We start from the raw sequence: 19,550 nt of genomic DNA on the forward strand, positions 1-19,550 counted from the left end.
CTTAGTGAACTTCGTGTAAAAACTTCGTGGTCTTCGTGGTTCAATTTTAAAAGTAAAATAAATAACATCTAAGTTAACTCAATTTTAGTAAATTTGGGATTGATTTTACCACAAAGAACACAAAGAAGGCACAAAGAACACAAATCTTAGTGAACTTTGTGTAAAAACTTCGTGGTCTTCGTGGTTAAAATATGAAAGCAACAATAAACAACTTCCAAATCGATTTATCAAAACCAATTGATATTTCCATTCCATTATCTAATACTGATAAAAATCCGATTGCTTGGTACATCGAAAAACCTGAAATTGAACCTGTGAAGTTTGGCGATTGGGTTGGAAAAGTTTCAGAAGGAAGCTCTACCAATTTCAACAATATTTTTTTCAATCCGCATGGTCACGGAACGCATACTGAATGTCTCGGACATATTACCCGTGAATTTTACAGCATTAATCAATGTTTGAAACAGTTTTTTTTTACTGCCGAATTAGTTTCAATCAAACCAGAAAATATAAATGATGATTTAGTAATTACGAAACATCAAATAGAGAAAGCATTAAATGGTAAAAATCCTGAAGCAATAGTTGTAAGAACTTTACCTAATTTACAGAGTAAAAAATCCATCAATTATTCCAAAACCAATCCGCCTTATTTAGCTGAAGAAGCGGCAATTTTTATACGAGAAATTGGAATTCAACATTTATTAATTGATTTACCAAGCGTTGATAGAGAAGAAGATGAAGGAAAATTGTTGGCGCACAAAGCCTTTTGGAATGTGAAAAATGTAAACAATTTGAACGCTGATGCAAGATTGAATTGCACCATTACCGAAATGATTTTTGTGTCAAATGATATTGAGGATGGAAATTATTTGCTTAATTTGCAAATAGCTTCGTTTGAGAACGATGCAAGTCCTAGCAAACCAATTTTATATATAATAAAGTAATACTACTATGTAAAACTGAAAATATGAAAAAAAAATACTTCACAATTTTTCTTTTTGTAGCATTAATAAATTCAAATGCTCAAGTAACCTATACATCTGCTAACTACGCTTCGGTTGGAGACAGTTTTTATATAAGTTCGGCAACCAATTTAAATTTAGATTTTGAAAGTACTGGAACAAGTTTTAATTGGAATTTTGAAAACTTAGTAGCAACATCGCAAGTTCAATTACAATATAGAAACCCAACACAAACGGGCTATTCACCTTTTTTGTTTCCATTTATATACTTTCCTGGCAATACCAACTTATCTTCTACAAACGGAATATCAACCGGCTTGAATATTCCAGGTCAACCTATAGAAATTTCGGATGCAAATGACTATTACAAAAAAAGTTCTACCGATGTAAGACAAGTTGCTTCGGCTTTCAAACTGGGTTATAATGGCATTACAATTCCGGTTCAAAATCAATACTCTAGTCCTGATATCATTTATCAATTTCCAATAAACTATGGAAATATGCATACTAGTAATTCTGAATATACGACAACAATACCCACAATTTTATACAGAAATAGACAGCTTACAAGAACAAATACAGTCGATGGCTGGGGAACAGTAACAACTCCATTTGGAACTTTTTCAAATACTTTACGAATAACAACCAATTTAGTTGAAAATGACACGATTTCACTAGCAGGAAATGGATTGCCAAGAATAATTAGAACAACAAGAGAATTTAAATGGTTGGATACATCCAAAAAAGTTCCTATACTAACGGTAACACAAAGTAATGTAAATGGCAATTGGTTTACTACTAGTGTTGATTATCTTGACAATTTTCAAGCTTTTCAAACTACTGCCTTTTTTATATATGCTCCACTTACACCCAACGCTGGTGATGAGGTAACTTTTCAAAATTTAAGTACAAATGCTATTAACTATTCTTGGAATTTTGACGATCCATCGAGTGGTGTATTAAATACGAGTACTTCACAAAACCCGAATCATGTTTTTAGTGCAAACGGTGTTTATCAAGTTACCTTAACGGCAAGTAATGCTTCTTTTAGTGATACGATTACAATTCCGGTAGTAGTTGGAAATATTTTAGGCATTTCTGATGTAGCATTAGCATTAGACACAAAAATAAAAGTTTACCCAAATCCATTTTCAAGTAAAATAATTATTGACAATTCAGTTCCCAATTCAGAATATGAATTGATAGATAGTTCGGGCAAAATAATTTTCAAAGGAAAAGAAATACAAAAAATTGATTTTTCTTCTATAAATAAAGGCTTGTATCATTTAAATTGTAAAGCAAATAATGAGATTCAAACCATTAAACTTTTGAAAGAGTAATGCTTTATGAACATTCAACAACTTTATGAATTTTGCCTTTCTAAAAAAGGTGTTACCGAACATTTTCCGTTTGATGAAGATACTTTAGTATTTAAAGTTGGTAAAAAAATGTTTGCGTTAACATCATTAAAAAAGTTTGAAGATGGTAGTCCTTCTATGAATTTGAAATGTGATCCTGAAAAAGCAGAAGAACTTCGTGCCGAATATGACGGAATTCGTCCAGGTTATCATATGAGTAAGATTCATTGGAATTCAGTCGATTTTAATAAAGATGTTTCAGATAAAATGATTTGTGAACTAATTAATAATTCGTATGATTTAGTTTTTAAAAGTTTGACAAAAAAAGTACAAATTGAGATTAACGAAAATTAAAGTCATTCGTCTATACTTTTTTTGCCATTCATCTACACTTATAGTTAGCCTAACGAAAATAAAAGCAAATTGATATTGTTTAAATTAGTTTTGAAATTAGACAAATAAACTTAAAATTAAAGATGACCAATTCATTAAACATTCTTTTAATTGAAGATGATACAATCGAAGTAATGAAATTCAATCGAGTTATAAAAACACTTAATTTGAATCATAAAATTATTATAGCTAATAATGGCGAAGAAGCTTTATCAATATTAAAAGATAAAGAATTTAGTCCCGATATTATAATTTTAGATTTAAATATGCCAAAAATAAACGGTATCGAATTTTTACAAATACTAAAAGCAGATGAATATTTAAAATACATTCCAGCTATTGTTTTAACAACATCTAATAATCATAAAGATGTATTAGTGTGTTATAAAATTGGTATTGCAGGTTATGTTTTAAAACCATTAAAATACGATGATTATGTTGAAAGAATTAGAAAAATGCTCGAATATTGGAGCACCAACGAATTAATCTCGCAATAATATGTACGGAATAGTAAACAAAGCTATTGAAGATTTAGTAATTGCCAATTTTGGTGAAGAAAAATGGGAAGCAATTAAAGAAAGAAGCGGTGTTGACATCGATTTTTTTATTAGTAGCGAACCTTATGATGATGATGTGACTTTTAAATTAGCCATTGCTGTTTCTGAAGAAATGAACATGTCGGTTGGTGATGTATTAATTGCTTTTGGAGAATGGTGGGTAATTAAAACTACAACCGAAAAATATCCAGGATTAATGGATTCAGGAGGAGACAACTTAAAAGATTTTTTAGTAAATTTACCGAACTTTCATAATCGTGTTATGCTAATTTATCCAAAATTAACACCACCAGAGTTTAAAGTAAGTGATATTACAGAACACGGTTTGAATTTGCATTATTTTTCTAAAAGGCAAGGCTTGCAAGAATTTGTTCGCGGATTACTTCAAGGATTAGGAAAAATGTTTAATTCGCCGATTACATTTGAATTAATTCAAAGCCGAGATGAAGGAAGCACACATGAAATTTTCAAAATAAATTGGTAATATGAATGCATTAGAATTTAAATTTAGTGAAGATAATTTCAATCGATTATTTCCTTTTTTTATTCTAATAGATACTACCCTAAAAATAAAAAGTTTTGGAAAAAGTATAGCCAAAATTTGTCCCGAAATTCAAAACTCATTTTCATTTATTGACTGCTTTGAAGTGAGTAGACCAAGACTTGAAAATCCAACTTTCAAAGATTTAGTATTTAACACTAATCAACTGACTGTTGTTAAATCTAAAAAAAGTGAATTAGCACTTCGAGGACAATTTGAACTAGTTGGTAATTCGTTATTGTTTGTTGGCTCACCTTGGTTTAATTCGATGAGTGAAGTAGTCGAAAAAAAGCTAACATTACATGATTTTGCTTTGCATGATCCACTTTTGGATTTACTTCACGTATTAAACAATCAAGAAAATACTTCTAAAGAGTTGAAAGAATTGTTAACTACAATTAACAATCAAAAAAATAAATTAAAAAAAGCCAATAGAGAAATCCACGATATTGCGCTTTTTTCAACTCAAAATCCTGATCCATTAATTCGTATTGACACTAATGGAAATTTATTAAATAGAAATCCTGTAGCCGAAAAACTTTCTTCGTTTGTATTCGATGGAATTAATTATGAAATAGAAGATTTCTTTAAATTTATAATTACCAAAATTGACTTAGATAAAGAACGCTTTATTTTTGAAACACAAACCGATGGAAAAGACTTTTCATTTGTTTGTAAAAGTTTAAAAGAAGAAGGGTATGTCAATATTTATGGAAGAGATGTTACCGAACAGAAAAAAGCGCAAGAAGAATTAAACCGACTATCATTAGTTGCTAGTTCTAATGAAAACGGAATTGTATTTACTGAACTAGACGGAAAAATATTTTGGTGTAACGATGCTTATGTCAAACATTCTGGATACTCTAAAGAAGAAATTATTGGCAAAAAACTAACTGAAATTGGCGTTATAGAAGAAACAGATAGAGACGAACTAAAGAAAATGACGGTTTCATTTTTTAATGGTCAACCTTTTGATGTTGAGTTAATACATGGAAGAAAAGATGGAAGTAGCTTTTGGGCAAAAACCAAAGGACAACCAATTTTAAATTCTAATGGAGAAGCGCTTCAATTTTTTACTATGATTGAAGATATTTCTTTAAAAAAGCGCTACGACGAAAGTCTAAATACAGAAAAAGAAAAATACAGAAGCATTATTGCTAACATGAATCTCGGACTTTTAGAAGTTGATAAAAATGATATAATTACCTTAGCGAATCAAAGTTTTACAGGTATTAGTGGTTACTCTTTTGATGAATTAATTGGTAAAAAGGCATCTGATTTATTGCTAACAAATTACAGTAAAATAACAGTTAAAAGCAAGGAAGTCATTCGTGAAGAAGGTAAAACCGATTCGTATGAAGTGAAAGTGATTAATAAGTTGGGGGAAAATCGTCATTGGTTAATTAGTGGTGCCCCCAATTATGATATCAACGGAAAAGTTATTGGTTCTATAGGAATTCACCTCGATATAACCGAACAAAAAGAACAAGAAGAGCAACTTTATTTATTGTCATTAATTGCTGAAAAAAATATAAATGCAGTTATAATTGCTGATGCTGATGGTATAATTGAATGGGTAAATAAAAGCTTTTTGGATATGTCAGGTTATCAAATAGAAGAGATTTTGGGTAAAAAACTCGGACACTTATTGCAAGGCGAAGAAACCAATCCAGAAACTGTTAATTATATGAAAGACAGTATTTCTAAAGGATTGCCTTTTAACTGTGAGGGCATTAATTATTCTAAAAGCGGAGAAAAATATTGGGTTAGTATTCAAGGTCAAGCTTTATACAATAAAAATGGCGAAATTGTAAAATTCTTCGCCATTGAAGAGAATGTTACTAAGAAAAAAGAACTAGAACAACAGCGCGAGTTTTTAGTAAAAAGTTTAGCAAAAAGCAACAAAGAACTTGAAGATTACGCAGCCATTGTTTCGCACGATTTAAAATCGCCTTTACGAAGTATTCATTCGTTAATTTCTTGGATTAAAGAAGATAACGATAAAGAGCTTAACGAGCAAACAACACAATATCTTTCGATGATTGAAGGAAAAGTCGAAAAAATGGATCACTTAATTGAAGGTATCTTAACCTATGCAAAAATTGACAAAGTTGATGTTGTTTCCGAAAAGATAAACACTCAAGAAATCATCCAAAACATCATTAATATTATTCATATTCCTAATCATATTTCAGTTTCCATAACTACTAATTTGCCAATAATTTATGCAGATCGATTTAGAGCGCAACAATTGTTTCAAAACCTCATTAGTAACGCTGTAAATCACAACGATAAATCAATGGGTATTGTAGAAATAAGTTGTTCTGAAAAACCTAAACATTTCATTTTTTCAATTAAAGATAATGGTTCAGGAATTGCGCAAGAAAATCAAGAAAATATATTTAAAACATTTCAGTCGTTAGAAAAATCAGAAAAATCTAATGGCTTAGGACTTTCAATCGTTAAAAAAATCGTTGATACTTACAATGGTAAAATTTGGATAGAAAGCGAAATCGGACAAGGAACTACTTTTTTCGTACAATTAAGTAAAAAAAATCTTTTCTAATGAAAATAGTTCAAGCCTCAAAACTAGAAAATCAAGAATGGAAATTCTTACAAGAAAAAATTGAGCTAAATAATCCTTTAGTGTTGGTTTTCGCGAATCGTTATTTGTTAGAAAATGAAACTATTATTGCCGATATTCGCAACCAATTTCCTTATGAACACATCGTTTTTGGTTCTACTTCAGGTGAAATTATCTGTTGTAATGTAAATGATAATTCCATTTCTGTAACGGCAATCGAATTTGAAAAAAGTTCTTTTGTTGTAAAAAGTGACAACATTTTAAAGTACGATAAAAAAACAAAGCCACTTGGTAAAGCGTTGTTTAATGAAATACCAAAAGAAAATTTAAAACATCTTTTTGTAGTTTCAGAAGGCAGTTTTGTAAACGGAAGTTCGTTAATAAATGGATTAGAATTTAACAAAGATCCTTCAATTTCACTAACAGGTGGAATGTGTGGCGATGATGCCCGATTTGAAAAAACAGTAGCATCGTATAAAGAAAATCCTAAAGAAGGAGAAGTGGTCTTAATAGGGTTTTATGGCGAAACTTTAGATATTTCTTTTGCTAGTTTTGGAGGTTGGGTTCCGTTTGGTCCAGAACGAAAAATTACAAGTTCTAAAGCCAACATTCTCATTGAAATTGATGGTATTCCTGCTTTAGATTTATACAAAAAATACCTTGGTGAGAAAGCAAACGAATTGCCGCAAGCATCGTTATTATATCCATTAAATGTCACTCCAAAAGGGAAAAATGAACCTGTTGTTCGAACTATTTTAAGCATCAATAATGAAAATAATTCTATGGTTTTAGCTGGTGATATTCCTGTTAATTCGAGAGTGCAATTAATGATGGCTTCCATTGATGGCATTGCTGATGGCGCACAACACGCAGCCGAAATTGCCATGAAAAACCGTAAAAATCCACCTCAAATAGCACTAATTGTAAGTTGTGTTGGTCGTAAATTGGTCATGAACCAAAGAGTTGAAGAAGAAATTGAACAAGTAAGAGAAGTAATTGGCGAAAATATTCCAATCGCAGGATTTTACTCCTACGGAGAAATGGCGCCATTTAACGGAAATTCTTCTTGCGAATTACACAATCAAACCATGACTTTAACTTTGATAAGCGAATAATGAATACACTTTTAAAACGACAAATTGAAAAAAAATTAAAGAATGGGTTGAACGATATCGATCAATTTTTTAATGCCGTAGACGATTCTTACAACAACTTTGAAAGTCAAATTTTCTTATTGCAACGGGCTATGAAGATTAGTTCCGACGAGTTATTTGAGGCCAATCAAAAGCTAAGAGATGAAGCCAAAAGTTTAAAAGAAATTAATATAAATTTAGAAAATATTCTAAATTCGATGAATTTAGAAAATAATTTTTTAGCTAATTCAACGCTATTAAACTCTTCCGATTATATAAAAGAGCAATCGTTAGAAATTGTAAGAATCAATAAACAACGTGAAGAATTACTCCAAAATTTAGAAAAGCAAAATCAAGCACTGAATGATTATGCACATGTTGTTTCACACGATTTAAAAGCACCTTTGCGAAGTATAGATTCTTTAATTAGTTGGTTCAAAGAAGATAATGCCGAAATATTAGATGAAAAAAATAAACAATCACTCGATTTTATTTTGTCAATTGTTGAAAAAATGGATTTACTAATCAAAGGTATTTTAGTTTATTCTACTATTGACAAGCTAGAAACAGAAGATAGAACTATAGAGTTGACTATTTTAATAGATGAGGTTGTTAGAACTATTCATGTGCCAAATCATATAGAAATAGTTTTCAAAAATGAAATGCCAAAAGTATATGGAAACGATTTCAGATTCAAACAATTGTTTCAAAATTTAATTCAAAATTCAATCAAATTCAATGATAAAGAAAATGGATTTGTTGAAATTGGAAGTAACGAGAACGAAAATGAAATCGAATTTTATATAAAAGATAACGGAATCGGAATTAATGAACGCTATCAATCCAAAATATTTGATTTGTTTTCTAAATTAGAAAATAATGATCAATCTTCTGGAATAGGGCTTTCAATCGTGAAAAAAATAATCGATTTATATGGCGGTAAAATTTGGCTAGAAAGCCAAGAAGCAATAGGAACCACGTTTTATTTTACCATAGTAAAGTAACTTCTTTTAAATAATTAAAGAGTAATTCTAATTAAAAATGGATAAAGATCAAATTATTAATCAACAATTGCGATTGCAACAACTATTAATTAGTATATCTACAGAATATATCAATGCAGATTTACAGAATATTGATGGATTGATTAATAATTCGTTGCAAAAAATGGGTGAATTTGTTGAGGCGGATAGAAGTTATATTTTTTCTTATAATTTAACAGATAATACTACAAACAACACACACGAATGGTGCGCTCCTGGAATTGAGCCAGAAATACAAAATTTGCAAAATATTCCAGTAGAATATATTCCTCAATGGCTAGAAGCGCATAAAAAAAATGAAGCTTTTTATATTCAAGATTTAAGTAAGTTGCCAGATGATGGTGAATTTGGATTAAAAGCAATTCTAGAACCACAAGGAATACAAAGTTTAATAGCAATTCCAATGATTAAAACAGGAGAACTCATTGGTTTTGTTGGTTTTGATTCGGTTAAAAAATTATTTGATTACTCTGAAAACGAAAAAAATATTCTCTTTGTTTTTGCTAACATGCTTGTAAATGTTATACAACGAAAAGAAAACGAAGAACGAATAAATGAGCAAGAAGAAAAAAAAGAAATTCTATTACAAAATCTAGAAAAGAAAAATCAAGCGTTGAATGAATACGCACACGTGGTTTCTCACGATTTAAAAGCGCCTTTGCGAAGTATAAATACTTTAATTAGTTGGTTCAAAGAAGATAATGCCGAAATATTAGATAAAAAAAATAAACAATCACTCGATTTTATTTTGTCAATTGTTGAAAAAATGGATTTACTAATCAAAGGTATTTTAGTTTATTCTACTATTGACAAGCTAGAAAATGAAGATAGAACTATAGAGTTGACTATTTTAATAGATGAGGTTATTAGGACTATTCATGTGCCAAATCATATAGAAATAGTTTTCAAAAATGAAATGCCAAAAGTGTATGGAAACGATTTCAGATTCAAACAATTGTTTCAAAATTTAATTCAAAATTCAATCAAATTCAATGATAAAGAAAATGGATTTGTTGAAATTGGAAGTAACGAGAACGAAAATGAAATCGAATTTTATATAAAAGATAACGGAATCGGAATTAATGAACGCTATCAATCCAAAATATTTGATTTGTTTTCTAAATTAGAAAATAATGATCAATCTTCTGGAATAGGGCTTTCAATCGTGAAAAAAATAATCGATTTATATGGCGGTAAAATTTGGCTAGAAAGCCAAGAAGCAATAGGAACCACGTTTTATTTTATATTACCAAAAAAATAATGGAGAAACCAAATTTAAACTACATCAATCAGTTATCTGGCGATAATGAAGAATTTAAAGCTAAAATTATAGGAATTTTAAAAAAAGAATTACCTGAAGAAGTAGCTTTGTATCAAAATCATATTCAAACTAAAAACTTGAAATTAGCCGGGGAAATTGTTCACAAACTAAAACATAAAGTTTCTATACTAGGTCTAGAAAAAAGTTACTATATTGCCGAAGAATTTGAAGGAAATTTAAAAGAACAATCTACAAAACTTCAATCTGAATTTGAATCTATTTTAAAAATGATGCAAGATTTTGTAGATACGTTATAAACTTTTTTTTGGCGTATGAACTGCATTATTATAGATGATGAAGAAATGGCAAGAGCAATTATAGCTCAAATGATTTCTAACCATAAAGGATTAAATTTAGTTAAAGAATTTTCAAATGCCATGCAGGCCATTAAATATTTGAATCAAAATCATGTTGATTTGATATTTTTAGACATTCATATGCCCGATTTTACTGGATTTGATTTTATTCAAACCATAAAAAGTCCACCAAAAGTTATTTTAGTAACTTCCGATAAAAACTTTGCCATCGAAGCTTTTGAATACGAAAGTATAGTTGATTATTTAGTAAAACCTATTACCGAAGTACGTTTTCAAAAAGCTATTGTTAAAGTAAATGCAGCTCAAATTTCTAGTTCAAATGCGTCTAAAGAAGTTAAGTTAAATGCAGACGATACTAGCAAAGAATTCTATGTAAATATTGACAGACGTTTAATTAAAATCGAATTCGACTTGGTAACTGTTGTTGAAGCCAAAGGCGATTATATTCACATAAAAACCGATTCTATAAACTACGTTGTTCACTCTACTTTAAAGAAAATAGAAGATAAATTGCCTAAAGATTTATTTCTAAAAGTACATCGCTCTTACATTATAAACACCAAAAAAATCATCGATATTGAAGACAATTCGGTACTTATTGCCAAAGATGTTATTCCGGTAAGTCGCGCCAATCGTCCTGAATTGATGAAACGATTGAATTTATTATAAATTAGTTTTAAATATCGGTTTACTTAAGAATAACCAATTCAAACGAAATCCAAATTCGCTATAAGTAAATCCTGAAGCAGCTGCCGAAGCAATATTACTTTTTAATCCGTATAGGTTAACCAAAAAACGGTCGGAAAATTTATAACCCAATTTAGCCTGAATTCTATAGGTTGATTGTTTATCTAATTTTTCAATATATTGAAATCCTGTAGCTAAATTTACATTGTAAAAAAGAGAATTATTTTCAGTTATTTTCTCATCTTTTAATAATTCCACAAAAACTTCATATGCATTAAATTGACTCGGACTAAAATATACCGTTGGCAATTGGTCTTTAAACGAAATGAATTGGTAATTGAAACCACCTTTTAAAATAGGTTTCGATAAAAAGCTATAATACAAAGAGGTAAATAATAAATTTCTAGTATTATTATCTGATTGAGTTGTATAAAAATATTGCGTAAACCAACCCAATTTAAAGTTTGAACCAATATTATAATTGAAATAATAGTTGTTTGCAGCAATTTGCTTGTCGATTAAATCGGTGTTGAAATTTTGCAAATCACGTTTGTAACCAATTTCTAAATCTTGCAATTTCATTGGTTTCATCTTAAAATAAGAGTTAAATAATAATGATGTATAACTTGCTATTGTTGAGCTAGCTGAAGTAATTCCACCATCAACATAAAAACTAATTTTTGGATGAAATTTATACAAAGCACCGACCAAGAAATCATTGGCATTTGCACTTACATTGGTAACTGAATTTTCAGTTTTTCTATATTGATACGTAGTATTCATTGACCATTTTGTAGAAAGTGGAAACGTTATTAATGTTCTAGAAGTAATTGCTGTATTATTTCCGTTATCATACGAATAACTCATTTTTTCTTCAAGGGCTGGAGTGTGTTCTTCATTTAATTTTTTTAAGAAATTCATCGAATCATTCTGATTTTTGAAGATCTCTAATGTTTTATAAACGGCTTTGTATGCGTTATCAATTTCTCCTGAAGCATTATAAGCATTTGCAACACCAAGATTTCCATCGAATGATTTGGAATCGTTTACCAAAATATTTTCGTAATATCTAATACTGTCTTTAAAATCACTTTTATAAATAGCCAATGTTGCTGAAAGCGCTAATAGCCAATTTTCGTTTGTATAAAGGCGGTTTAATTCTGTAATTTTAGTGGAAGCTAATTTGTATTTTTTGTTCCAAATAAGTGCTTGGATATAGCGCTCTTGCGTTTGTTTGATTAGTTTTTCATCTTTGGTTTCGCCAATTTTTGCCATTGCTTTTTCAGAAATTTCAAGCGCTTTGCTTTCTTTTCCAGCAATATGTTCTACTAATGATAAACCGTTTAATGCTAAAATAGGATCTGATGTAGAGACTAAATTATAGGTTTCTCTTCCTTTTACACTATTTTTAGTAATCAAATACAAATTGGCTTTATTCAATAACGTTTCTTTATCATTTGGAAAATCGGTTAGAATTTCATTGTAAAAATTTTCGGCTTCAGTGTACTTTTTTGCAAAAATCATCTCATTTGCAGAACCTAATTTGATGTACTTTCTAGAAATCAAAGCTCCGCCATTTGCTGGAGATAGTTCCAAAGCTTTATTTATGTATGACAATGCATTGTTAAACTGTTTTAAATTGGATAACGTATTGGCAAGACCAAGATGCGCTACAAAGTTGGTTGGATTTTCACTAACTAACGTAGTGTAATAGATTTTTGCATCATCAAACTTTTTATTCCAAAGCAACGATTCGGTATAATTCAATTTTATTTCTAAATCATCTGGATAGTTACTTTTTAATCTTGTAAATAATACTAGAGCTTTTTCAGGTTGTTTGTTCAACCCAACTGCACGAGCATAACAAAGTTGCGCTGTTTTGTTTTGAGGGTACTCGTTTAATATAGTAGTAAAGAAAACTTCGGCTTTATCAAATTCGCCTTTTTCAAGATTAGAGAAGCCTTCACTCATGTTTTGTGCTTGACCTATAAAACTATAAGTAAAAATAAAAAGAAGTGTTATTTTTTTAAATAATATCATTCGTGAATAGGTAATTATTAATGAGTGCAAGTTAGTCATAAACCTTTGATATTTCATCTACAGCAACTTACCATTCGTCGAAATAATAGCGATGACTCTTGGCTAAACGTTAAAAATTTGCTTCAGAAAAAAGAAATAAAGAACAAAAAATAAAAATTATCTTACTATCTGTTTATTCTTATAATCCTTTACTAGTGCTATTTACAAGCCTATCAAATATTTTTCTTCAAAATAGCTCTTTTTTAGCTTTAATTATGTAGTAGCTCACGCATTTTAAATGGATAAAATTATTGAAATGTATCTTCAAAAATTCAAAGAAATTGAAATGAAAAAAATGGAAAATATTTTAGTTAGATAGGTATAAAAAGGCAGGTTTTGTTTTTCCTTTTTCATCAATGAAACCAAATTTTTTCTGTCTATTTTTTTGCCAAGGCCATTTTCCTGCTACTTGATTTGGAATAACAGAAAAATCATATAAAGTCCATGACATAAATGCAAGATTGTTCTTTTTAAATAATTCCTGCATTTTTTTATGGTATTTGGCTTGTTTATATATAGTTGTTCCCTTCCAATTCCATAAACCTCTGTAGGATGGTACTCCAAATTCCTGAATAACAACAGGTTTTTTTGTAGATTTATCTACTATTTCAAATTCAGTTTCAAAATTTTCAATGGCATTATAAAAATGATAGGAAACAATATCTACTTTATTTTCTAAATTGGTGGCTTCATATGAATTTGACCATCCAATTGTAACCAAATGATAGGGGTCATTTTCTTTAATAACAGTCATCATCTGTTGCAGCCAATTTAATACATTTTTTTTGCCTCGATTTTCAAAATCTAAATTAGGTTCGTTTTTAATATCCCAAGCTAAAATAGCTTTATGATTTTTGAATGTTGAAACAATTTTTTCGGCATGTCGACTTGTTAGCGTCCAGCTTTCTAACGAATAATCACTGTAAAAGTCAAATAAAGTTATTATCACTTTTAAGTTTTTTGTTTCTGCCAAATCTAATAAAGTTTTAAGCTTTACTAGTTTTTCGGGTTTGATAGCAGCTTTACCAAAATCGTCGTATTGAATAAAAATTCGAACCGAATTTAACCTTGCTTCTTTGATAATATCAAAATCTTTTGCAATTGTATCTTTGTTAAATAAGGCGCCAAAAGTATCCCAAGGTGAATTTTTAGGATAATAATTAATTCCTTTAATTGTAAAATCGGTATGGTTGTATTTTATCTTTTTACCAACAACTTTAAATTCTGGATTGACTTTTAAAGTATCCTTATCATATGGTTCTGGTTTCATTTTCTGAAAGTGACGAATCCGCCAAAAGCCATCTTCCAAAAGCATCATAACTTTGTAAGTCGCTGTGTCTTGAACTTCTGAAATTAATTTTTTGTCTTTAAAAACTTTTTGAAATTCGATGACATTTTTATCGGTAAAAACTACTTGTTGTCCATCTTCACTGTAAAATTCTAATTTCGGATTGTGTTTTAAAGTAGTGCTTTCAATTGTGATTTTGTTTTTCAAATTATAATCAATGCTTTTGTACAAATTCACTCGAGCATTTTGTGTGTAATAATCTGCTATTCCTTTTTTTTTATTGTTTTCTAATGATTTATTTTTGATGTACCATGAAAATAAATAGTCTTTTTCAATTGATTTTAAATTATAGGGATCCATTTCTCTGCCCGAATTATTCAATTCTTCCCAAATAACTTTTGGCAAATAAGTAGTTACAGTTTCTTTTTCCAAATGCAACATCGTAGTTCTATCGGCACCAGAATTCAAATATTCTAAAATGCTGCTCAATCCAAAAAGCAATAGTACATTTAGTAAAATAAATAAGCTAATCAAGACTGTTCGAATCGTATTTTTATTATTTATTAAACTCATAATTTAGGGTTTTTGTTTGTTTGGTAATTCCTAATGTTTTGATTTCAAAACGATAGTTTTTTTCTTTATAAAAATCTTCCGAAAATTTGAAAATTGCCAATCCTTTTGAAGTGTCTTCTTGTAAAGTAGTCACTAATTTATTTTTATTAAAAACAGAAACAACCACCTTAATTCCGTCAGGAACCAATTGATTCATAAAACTTTTTATTGGTCCAACAGTTAGTGTTCTATTTTTGTTTGAAAAAGAATAATTAAATGTTGAAATAATTGGTTTGTAATTAATCGTTAAAGTATTACTTTCGGCAATTCCAGTTACAAATCCTTTAACCAAATAGCTTTCTTGATGATCGGGATGCAAAATTTGAGATGAAGCAATTCCGTTTATCGTTGTTCCAAAAGTTTTCAATACCAAATTGTTTTTAGTTTTGATTATGAACGAAACCAAAGTTCCATCGCTAACTACATTTTCATATTGATCTTTTATGCAAGAAGTTGTAAAATACGTAATCTGATTTCCATCGGCAAACTCGTAATTTCTTTTGTAATCTATTGTAAAATCGGTAGCAATATTGGGATAGATTTCGGTTTCAATTTCTTTGGTAGCAATGTTGTCACATTCGGTAGAAACTAATAATTTTCCTGATTTTATTGGAGAAAAAATATTGTGCCATGCAACAAAGTCTTTCGTTTTTAGATTAAGATTTGTACTATTTTCCAAAAATTGATACTTTAAAATTACATCGGTATTTTCCTTTTTTGGATTGTCATAACTATCGGTTGGAACGGTCACCATCTCTGTGAATTCAATTCCGCCTGCTAAAATGGTTCGTGGACCAAGATAATTTTCGATAATCGTTTTGGTTGCATCATTGGGAATAATTTCAAAAGTCCCTAAATTTCTTGTTTTATCATTATGGATTAAAAACCATGAAACTTCACCTGTTTTTTTACAATAATTTTTAGGAATTTTAAAAATGTAATTTCCTTTTTCAATTGTTGCATCAAGTACTGTTTTTCCGTAGGAATGAATGATGAAAAGTTGCGGTTTTTTATTTTTATATTTAGAATGAAATTCCAGTTCAATAGTGTTTCCAGCGATAAAAGTCTTAGTTTTAGAAACCAATTCAAACAAAACTTTTTTATCAGAAACCAATGTAGTTTTGAATGCCAAAAGGAGCAATGCACTTAGTAAAAACAATATATAAATCGTTTTTTTCATTATCTTGGGTTTCCTATATAATTATTTATTTCGATTTTTATGTAATCAAATCCGTTGCCTTTTACTTTTTGCAATTGCTCGTTGTTTTGATTAGGTTTACGATTTGGGACAACTGCTTTCGATATTAACGCATTGTCCATGCCATTTACAAAACATTTTTCTAACGATGATTTTAGTATTTTGCAATGCGTTAAGTTTAGTAATTTATAATCAAAATAATTTTTGCGTTGCACACGAATGCCCTCACGCATAAAGAAATGATCAACATATATTAGTTCTTTCTTGTCATTATAATATGAAACTAAAATTTCAGGAATCGTAATTTCTTGAATTCCAAAATTAAACAAAGTTCCTTTTATGTGATTGTTTTCGATAGCAAAATCGGAAAGTGCTACTTGTGTATATAAATCGTTTATTGTAACATTTCCTTCACAATGAATGTCAAATGACACAGGTTTTTCTTTAATTTCTATTGAAGAAAATTCGTTCGGGTTGAATGTTTTTGACTTTATATCAGTGTTTTTTATCCAAGCAATGTCCTCAAAATTAACTTTAAAACTGGTAATTTCTTTAGGCATTAATTTATGCTTGATTTCGTATTTCGAATTGAATGAAGCTAATATCTTATCGTTTCTATTATATAAAGTAGCTTTTAAAACTACATCGGCAGGAGTATTGTCAACATTTTGAACTTCACCAATTATGATATATTGTTTATTGTATTGAATTAGTTTTGCCGATAAAATTTCTAAAACAGGTTGTTTCAAAACATCATCGTGATAAGTCATTTTTGTGGAAACGGCTCGTCTTCCGTGTTTGAAATATTCGGTTACGTTATTGGCAAGAAATTGATCTGGCGGAATATCCAAATCTATTTTATTTGGAACAATATACCATTTGCCTTTTTCTTTAATAACTTCATGTGTATAGTTTTTTTCAATGATTTCCAAAGGCGTCACCCATTTGGTTTTAGCAATAATTTTGGCTGAATTTTCGGTTTGCTTTACAATTTGAATAGCAATCGCATCCATTTTGGCATACGAATTTAAAATGCCATCTTGCACCGCTGTTTCCAGCATAAATTGCGATAACGATTTGTTTCCTTTAGGATCTAAATAGGAATGTGCTTTTTCAAATTCTTTAAGATCAATCGCATCATAATAAGCTTTTACAATATTTTTTGGGCTTAATTGTGACGAATTGTTAATATAAAATTGATAGACAAAATAAAAGATGCATAACAATACCATTGCAGTCCAAATATGAAGTATCGTAACTAGCTTTCCTGGAAATTTTTTATAAGCAACAGTAAATTTGAAAAAATCGGGTTGGGTAATTGGTTTCAGCTTTAAAGCTTGATATAATAACATCTGAATATTCAAAATAAAAGCGATAATCACCGATAATAACGGAATAATTCCCCACATCAATTTTTGATACAAAGGCACTTCTTCAAAAGGAAGAATTTTGGATAATGGCGGAACATTTATTTTTTCCCAAACCATGATTCCGTTTTCCAATTGTGTTAATCGATGCCAGCCACAGAAATATAAAATTGGATCGTAGAATTTATCGTTAGAAAAAACATATTTAAGATTATATTTTTCTGGAACCGTTAAAAATTGTTGCAGTGAGCCAATACCTTCCATGCCTTTAAATTTTGAATTTTCCAGACGTTCAACAGCTCTAGATGTTAGTTCGGGCAATCGTCGAGCCGAATGGTAATTTCCATCAACCGTTAATGCTTTGGTTTGGTACGATAAAGTAGCCATTTGATCACCAAAACCCAAAGGCAAATAGCGCCATTGATCGTGTTGGTCTTGGTTTATGAAATTTAGAATAGGTAACGTATTGATTTTTTGAGGTTGAAACGGACGAAAATAACCTAATGTTATGGTAAAAATTGCTATAAACAAAAACGAACCTACAAACAAACCAGAAATAATTTTGTAATAAACAGAACCAAATCGTTCTTGCAGGTTAGTTCGTAAATCGCCTCTCACTAATCGATATACAAATTCGCCAAACATGGGTAAACTCATTATGGCAGCCCAAAGTGTAAATCGGTCGAGTGTTAAAATATTAAATGCGTTTGAACCTAAAATTTTTAACGGAATAGGAGTAGTTCCACCAGTTCCTAAAATGGTTAATAATGTCAACGATAATCCAAAGAAAATATAGCGTTTGCTGTAATATCGATAAAATATATAAGGTAATAAAAACAATAAAATTCCCCAAGGAATAACAAAGAACATTAACCCGGATGTAGTTACTTCTAGAAAATTATCACGACTTCCATGTGGAATTGGCACTTGTGTTATTGGATTGTTTTTAGAATTAATCCAATACGGAAAAATACAAAAAACAATTAAAAAAACAGATGTAAATCCAAAAGCTATGATTCTTTTTACTAACAAAAATGTTGTTTGAAAAAATAATTTAAGGTTTACTTCTTTGTATGAATTCACTTTTTCTCTAGCAACATCCAAAACCACCATTCCAATTAACGGAAAAATAAAGAAAATCATTCCGAATATAGGCGTAACATGATGCGAACAAACGGTTACAGCAATTAATGAAATAGAAGTGAAAAAATATTTTTTTCGTCCAGTTTTTATCCAAAGATAAATTTCTGGCAACGCGTGCATCAAAATAGAAATTCCAACAATACTAGGCAATTGACCAAAAACATGAAGTGATTCAACAAATGAAGAAGAAAAAACGGCTACCAAAGCAGCAAATCCAGCTACATTTCGATTGCCTGTAATTAAAACCGAAAATCGAAAAACACCTGTAATAAAAAGAAGAATAGTAAGTATGGCAACGGTAAATAATCCAAATTTTAATCCACCAATAAACGACAACAATCCAATACATTGGTGCACTAATGGCGGATAACCCATAACGGTAAAGCCCGTGTACCAACTGTAATTCCATGGTTCAAACCAACTTGTAGCATAATGATTACCAAAGAATAAATGGATTAAAGCATCATACGTATTTTCTAAAGTAAAGAAAATAGCACTTCCATGGAAAACCAATCCAATTAATAATGCAGTTAGTAAATATTTATTCGACTTTTCTCTCACAAACTATAAGTGCTTTCTTGATGATGTAAATATAGTAATAAACATCATATTGTTGAGTATTATATATCTACAGAAAAAAACCATTCGTCGACACTTATTTATTCTTTGGTCTAAAAAATAAATTGTAATTGAAATTTCAGTATACTTTTGATGCGAACAATAACAATAAAAGACATAAAAAAATGAAAATATTAATTGTAGACGACCAAGAATTAGTTTTGTTTTCGTTAGAAAAATGTTTAGCCGATTTAGGTTATGATGTAATCACTTCAAATAATGTAAATGATGCTATTGTAAAATATGATACTTATGCTCCAGATTTAGTTATTTCCGATATTAATCTGCCAGTTTATGAAGGTAAATTAAGCGCAGATAACCATGGGGATATAGAAGGTAAAAGTTCGGG

At 29.7% G+C, this 19,550-nt stretch carries 16 protein-coding genes; 12 read left to right on the forward strand and 4 right to left on the reverse strand.

Translation table 11 applies throughout. The features are described 5' to 3' along the window. Positions 1–191: 191 nt before the first annotated feature. From ACIQ66_RS10450 to ACIQ66_RS10500, 11 genes are all read left to right on the forward strand, one after another. Positions 192–944, forward strand: coding sequence for a cyclase family protein (locus ACIQ66_RS10450; RefSeq protein ID WP_396212742.1), 753 nt, complete (start codon positions 192–194; stop codon positions 942–944). 23 nt (positions 945–967) lie between these two features. Beyond that, complete coding sequence (locus ACIQ66_RS10455) at positions 968–2,302, forward strand: T9SS type A sorting domain-containing protein (RefSeq protein ID WP_396212743.1); 1,335 nt, start codon at positions 968–970, stop codon at positions 2,300–2,302. Between the two features lie 6 nt (positions 2,303–2,308). Next, on the forward strand, positions 2,309–2,674 hold the full coding sequence (locus tag ACIQ66_RS10460) for an MmcQ/YjbR family DNA-binding protein (RefSeq protein WP_396212744.1): 366 nt from the start codon (positions 2,309–2,311) through the stop codon (positions 2,672–2,674). Between the two features lie 122 nt (positions 2,675–2,796). Beyond that, complete coding sequence (locus tag ACIQ66_RS10465) at positions 2,797–3,210, forward strand: response regulator (protein WP_396212745.1); 414 nt, start codon at positions 2,797–2,799, stop codon at positions 3,208–3,210. Position 3,211: 1 nt separating this feature from the next. Beyond that, positions 3,212–3,754, forward strand: coding sequence for a heme NO-binding domain-containing protein (locus tag ACIQ66_RS10470; RefSeq protein WP_396212746.1), 543 nt, complete (start codon positions 3,212–3,214; stop codon positions 3,752–3,754). Position 3,755: 1 nt separating this feature from the next. Beyond that, the gene (locus ACIQ66_RS10475) at positions 3,756–6,377 is read left to right on the forward strand and encodes a PAS domain S-box protein (protein WP_396212747.1); all 2,622 of its coding nucleotides are present in this window, start codon (positions 3,756–3,758) and stop codon (positions 6,375–6,377) included. Then, the gene (locus ACIQ66_RS10480) at positions 6,377–7,510 is read left to right on the forward strand and encodes an FIST signal transduction protein (protein WP_396212748.1); all 1,134 of its coding nucleotides are present in this window, start codon (positions 6,377–6,379) and stop codon (positions 7,508–7,510) included. Before ACIQ66_RS10475 ends, ACIQ66_RS10480 begins: the two co-directional genes overlap by 1 nt. Beyond that, entirely contained in the window at positions 7,510–8,532 is a 1,023-nt protein-coding gene (locus ACIQ66_RS10485; protein ID WP_396212749.1) for an ATP-binding protein, read from the forward strand. The genes ACIQ66_RS10480 and ACIQ66_RS10485 overlap by 1 nt, the downstream gene beginning before the upstream one ends. Positions 8,533–8,569: 37 nt before the next feature. Then, positions 8,570–9,832 carry an ATP-binding protein gene (locus tag ACIQ66_RS10490; RefSeq protein ID WP_396212750.1) on the forward strand — a complete coding sequence of 421 codons (1,263 nt, stop codon included), beginning with the start codon at positions 8,570–8,572 and terminating at the stop codon, positions 9,830–9,832. Continuing rightward, positions 9,832–10,149 (forward strand): Hpt domain-containing protein, encoded by a 318-nt coding sequence (locus tag ACIQ66_RS10495; RefSeq protein ID WP_396212751.1) that lies wholly within the window; start codon positions 9,832–9,834, stop codon positions 10,147–10,149. Before ACIQ66_RS10490 ends, ACIQ66_RS10495 begins: the two co-directional genes overlap by 1 nt. A gap of 15 nt (positions 10,150–10,164) precedes the next feature. Next, positions 10,165–10,878 carry a LytR/AlgR family response regulator transcription factor gene (locus ACIQ66_RS10500; RefSeq protein WP_396212752.1) on the forward strand — a complete coding sequence of 238 codons (714 nt, stop codon included), beginning with the start codon at positions 10,165–10,167 and terminating at the stop codon, positions 10,876–10,878. Here ACIQ66_RS10500 and ACIQ66_RS10505 read toward each other — a convergent pair. From ACIQ66_RS10505 to ACIQ66_RS10520, 4 genes are all read right to left on the reverse strand, one after another. Beyond that, positions 10,873–12,867: a hypothetical protein gene (locus ACIQ66_RS10505; RefSeq protein ID WP_396212753.1), complete on the reverse strand. Its 1,995-nt coding sequence runs from the start codon at positions 12,865–12,867 to the stop codon at positions 10,873–10,875. The two genes, ACIQ66_RS10500 and ACIQ66_RS10505, sit on opposite strands and share 6 nt — an antisense overlap. 415 nt (positions 12,868–13,282) lie before the next feature. Beyond that, positions 13,283–14,836, reverse strand: a complete 1,554-nt coding sequence (locus tag ACIQ66_RS10510; RefSeq protein WP_396212754.1) for a glycoside hydrolase family 2 TIM barrel-domain containing protein — start codon at positions 14,834–14,836, stop codon at positions 13,283–13,285. Further along, positions 14,820–16,055, reverse strand: coding sequence for a hypothetical protein (locus ACIQ66_RS10515; protein ID WP_396212755.1), 1,236 nt, complete (start codon positions 16,053–16,055; stop codon positions 14,820–14,822). The genes ACIQ66_RS10510 and ACIQ66_RS10515 overlap by 17 nt, the downstream gene beginning before the upstream one ends. Next, on the reverse strand, positions 16,055–19,144 hold the full coding sequence (locus ACIQ66_RS10520; RefSeq protein ID WP_396212756.1) for a hypothetical protein: 3,090 nt from the start codon (positions 19,142–19,144) through the stop codon (positions 16,055–16,057). Before ACIQ66_RS10520 ends, ACIQ66_RS10515 begins: the two co-directional genes overlap by 1 nt. Before the next feature lie 182 nt (positions 19,145–19,326). Between ACIQ66_RS10520 and ACIQ66_RS10525 the strand changes: the two genes are divergently transcribed. Further along, positions 19,327–19,550: response regulator (locus ACIQ66_RS10525; RefSeq protein WP_396212757.1), on the forward strand; the 224-nt coding region annotated here is incomplete at its 3' end.

The sequence above is a fragment of the Flavobacterium sp. genome, assembly GCF_044377315.1.
Classification (GTDB): Bacteria; Bacteroidota; Bacteroidia; order Flavobacteriales; family Flavobacteriaceae; genus Flavobacterium.

What these genes read in the sequence shown, in the direction of transcription:
- ACIQ66_RS10500 (WP_396212752.1), top strand. Translation starts at nt 10,165, where the DNA reads ATGAACTGCATTATTATAGATGATGAAGAAATGGCAAGAGCAATTATA.
- ACIQ66_RS10515 (WP_396212755.1), bottom strand. Translation starts at nt 16,055, where the DNA reads ATGAAAAAAACGATTTATATATTGTTTTTACTAAGTGCATTGCTCCTT.
- ACIQ66_RS10505 (WP_396212753.1), bottom strand. Translation starts at nt 12,867, where the DNA reads ATGAGTGAAGGCTTCTCTAATCTTGAAAAAGGCGAATTTGATAAAGCC.
- ACIQ66_RS10475 (WP_396212747.1), top strand. Translation starts at nt 3,756, where the DNA reads ATGAATGCATTAGAATTTAAATTTAGTGAAGATAATTTCAATCGATTA.
- ACIQ66_RS10450 (WP_396212742.1), top strand. Translation starts at nt 192, where the DNA reads ATGAAAGCAACAATAAACAACTTCCAAATCGATTTATCAAAACCAATT.
- ACIQ66_RS10485 (WP_396212749.1), top strand. Translation starts at nt 7,510, where the DNA reads ATGAATACACTTTTAAAACGACAAATTGAAAAAAAATTAAAGAATGGG.
- ACIQ66_RS10480 (WP_396212748.1), top strand. Translation starts at nt 6,377, where the DNA reads ATGAAAATAGTTCAAGCCTCAAAACTAGAAAATCAAGAATGGAAATTC.
- ACIQ66_RS10460 (WP_396212744.1), top strand. Translation starts at nt 2,309, where the DNA reads ATGAACATTCAACAACTTTATGAATTTTGCCTTTCTAAAAAAGGTGTT.
- ACIQ66_RS10455 (WP_396212743.1), top strand. Translation starts at nt 968, where the DNA reads ATGAAAAAAAAATACTTCACAATTTTTCTTTTTGTAGCATTAATAAAT.
- ACIQ66_RS10490 (WP_396212750.1), top strand. Translation starts at nt 8,570, where the DNA reads ATGGATAAAGATCAAATTATTAATCAACAATTGCGATTGCAACAACTA.
- ACIQ66_RS10510 (WP_396212754.1), bottom strand. Translation starts at nt 14,836, where the DNA reads ATGAGTTTAATAAATAATAAAAATACGATTCGAACAGTCTTGATTAGC.
- ACIQ66_RS10495 (WP_396212751.1), top strand. Translation starts at nt 9,832, where the DNA reads ATGGAGAAACCAAATTTAAACTACATCAATCAGTTATCTGGCGATAAT.
- ACIQ66_RS10465 (WP_396212745.1), top strand. Translation starts at nt 2,797, where the DNA reads ATGACCAATTCATTAAACATTCTTTTAATTGAAGATGATACAATCGAA.
- ACIQ66_RS10470 (WP_396212746.1), top strand. Translation starts at nt 3,212, where the DNA reads ATGTACGGAATAGTAAACAAAGCTATTGAAGATTTAGTAATTGCCAAT.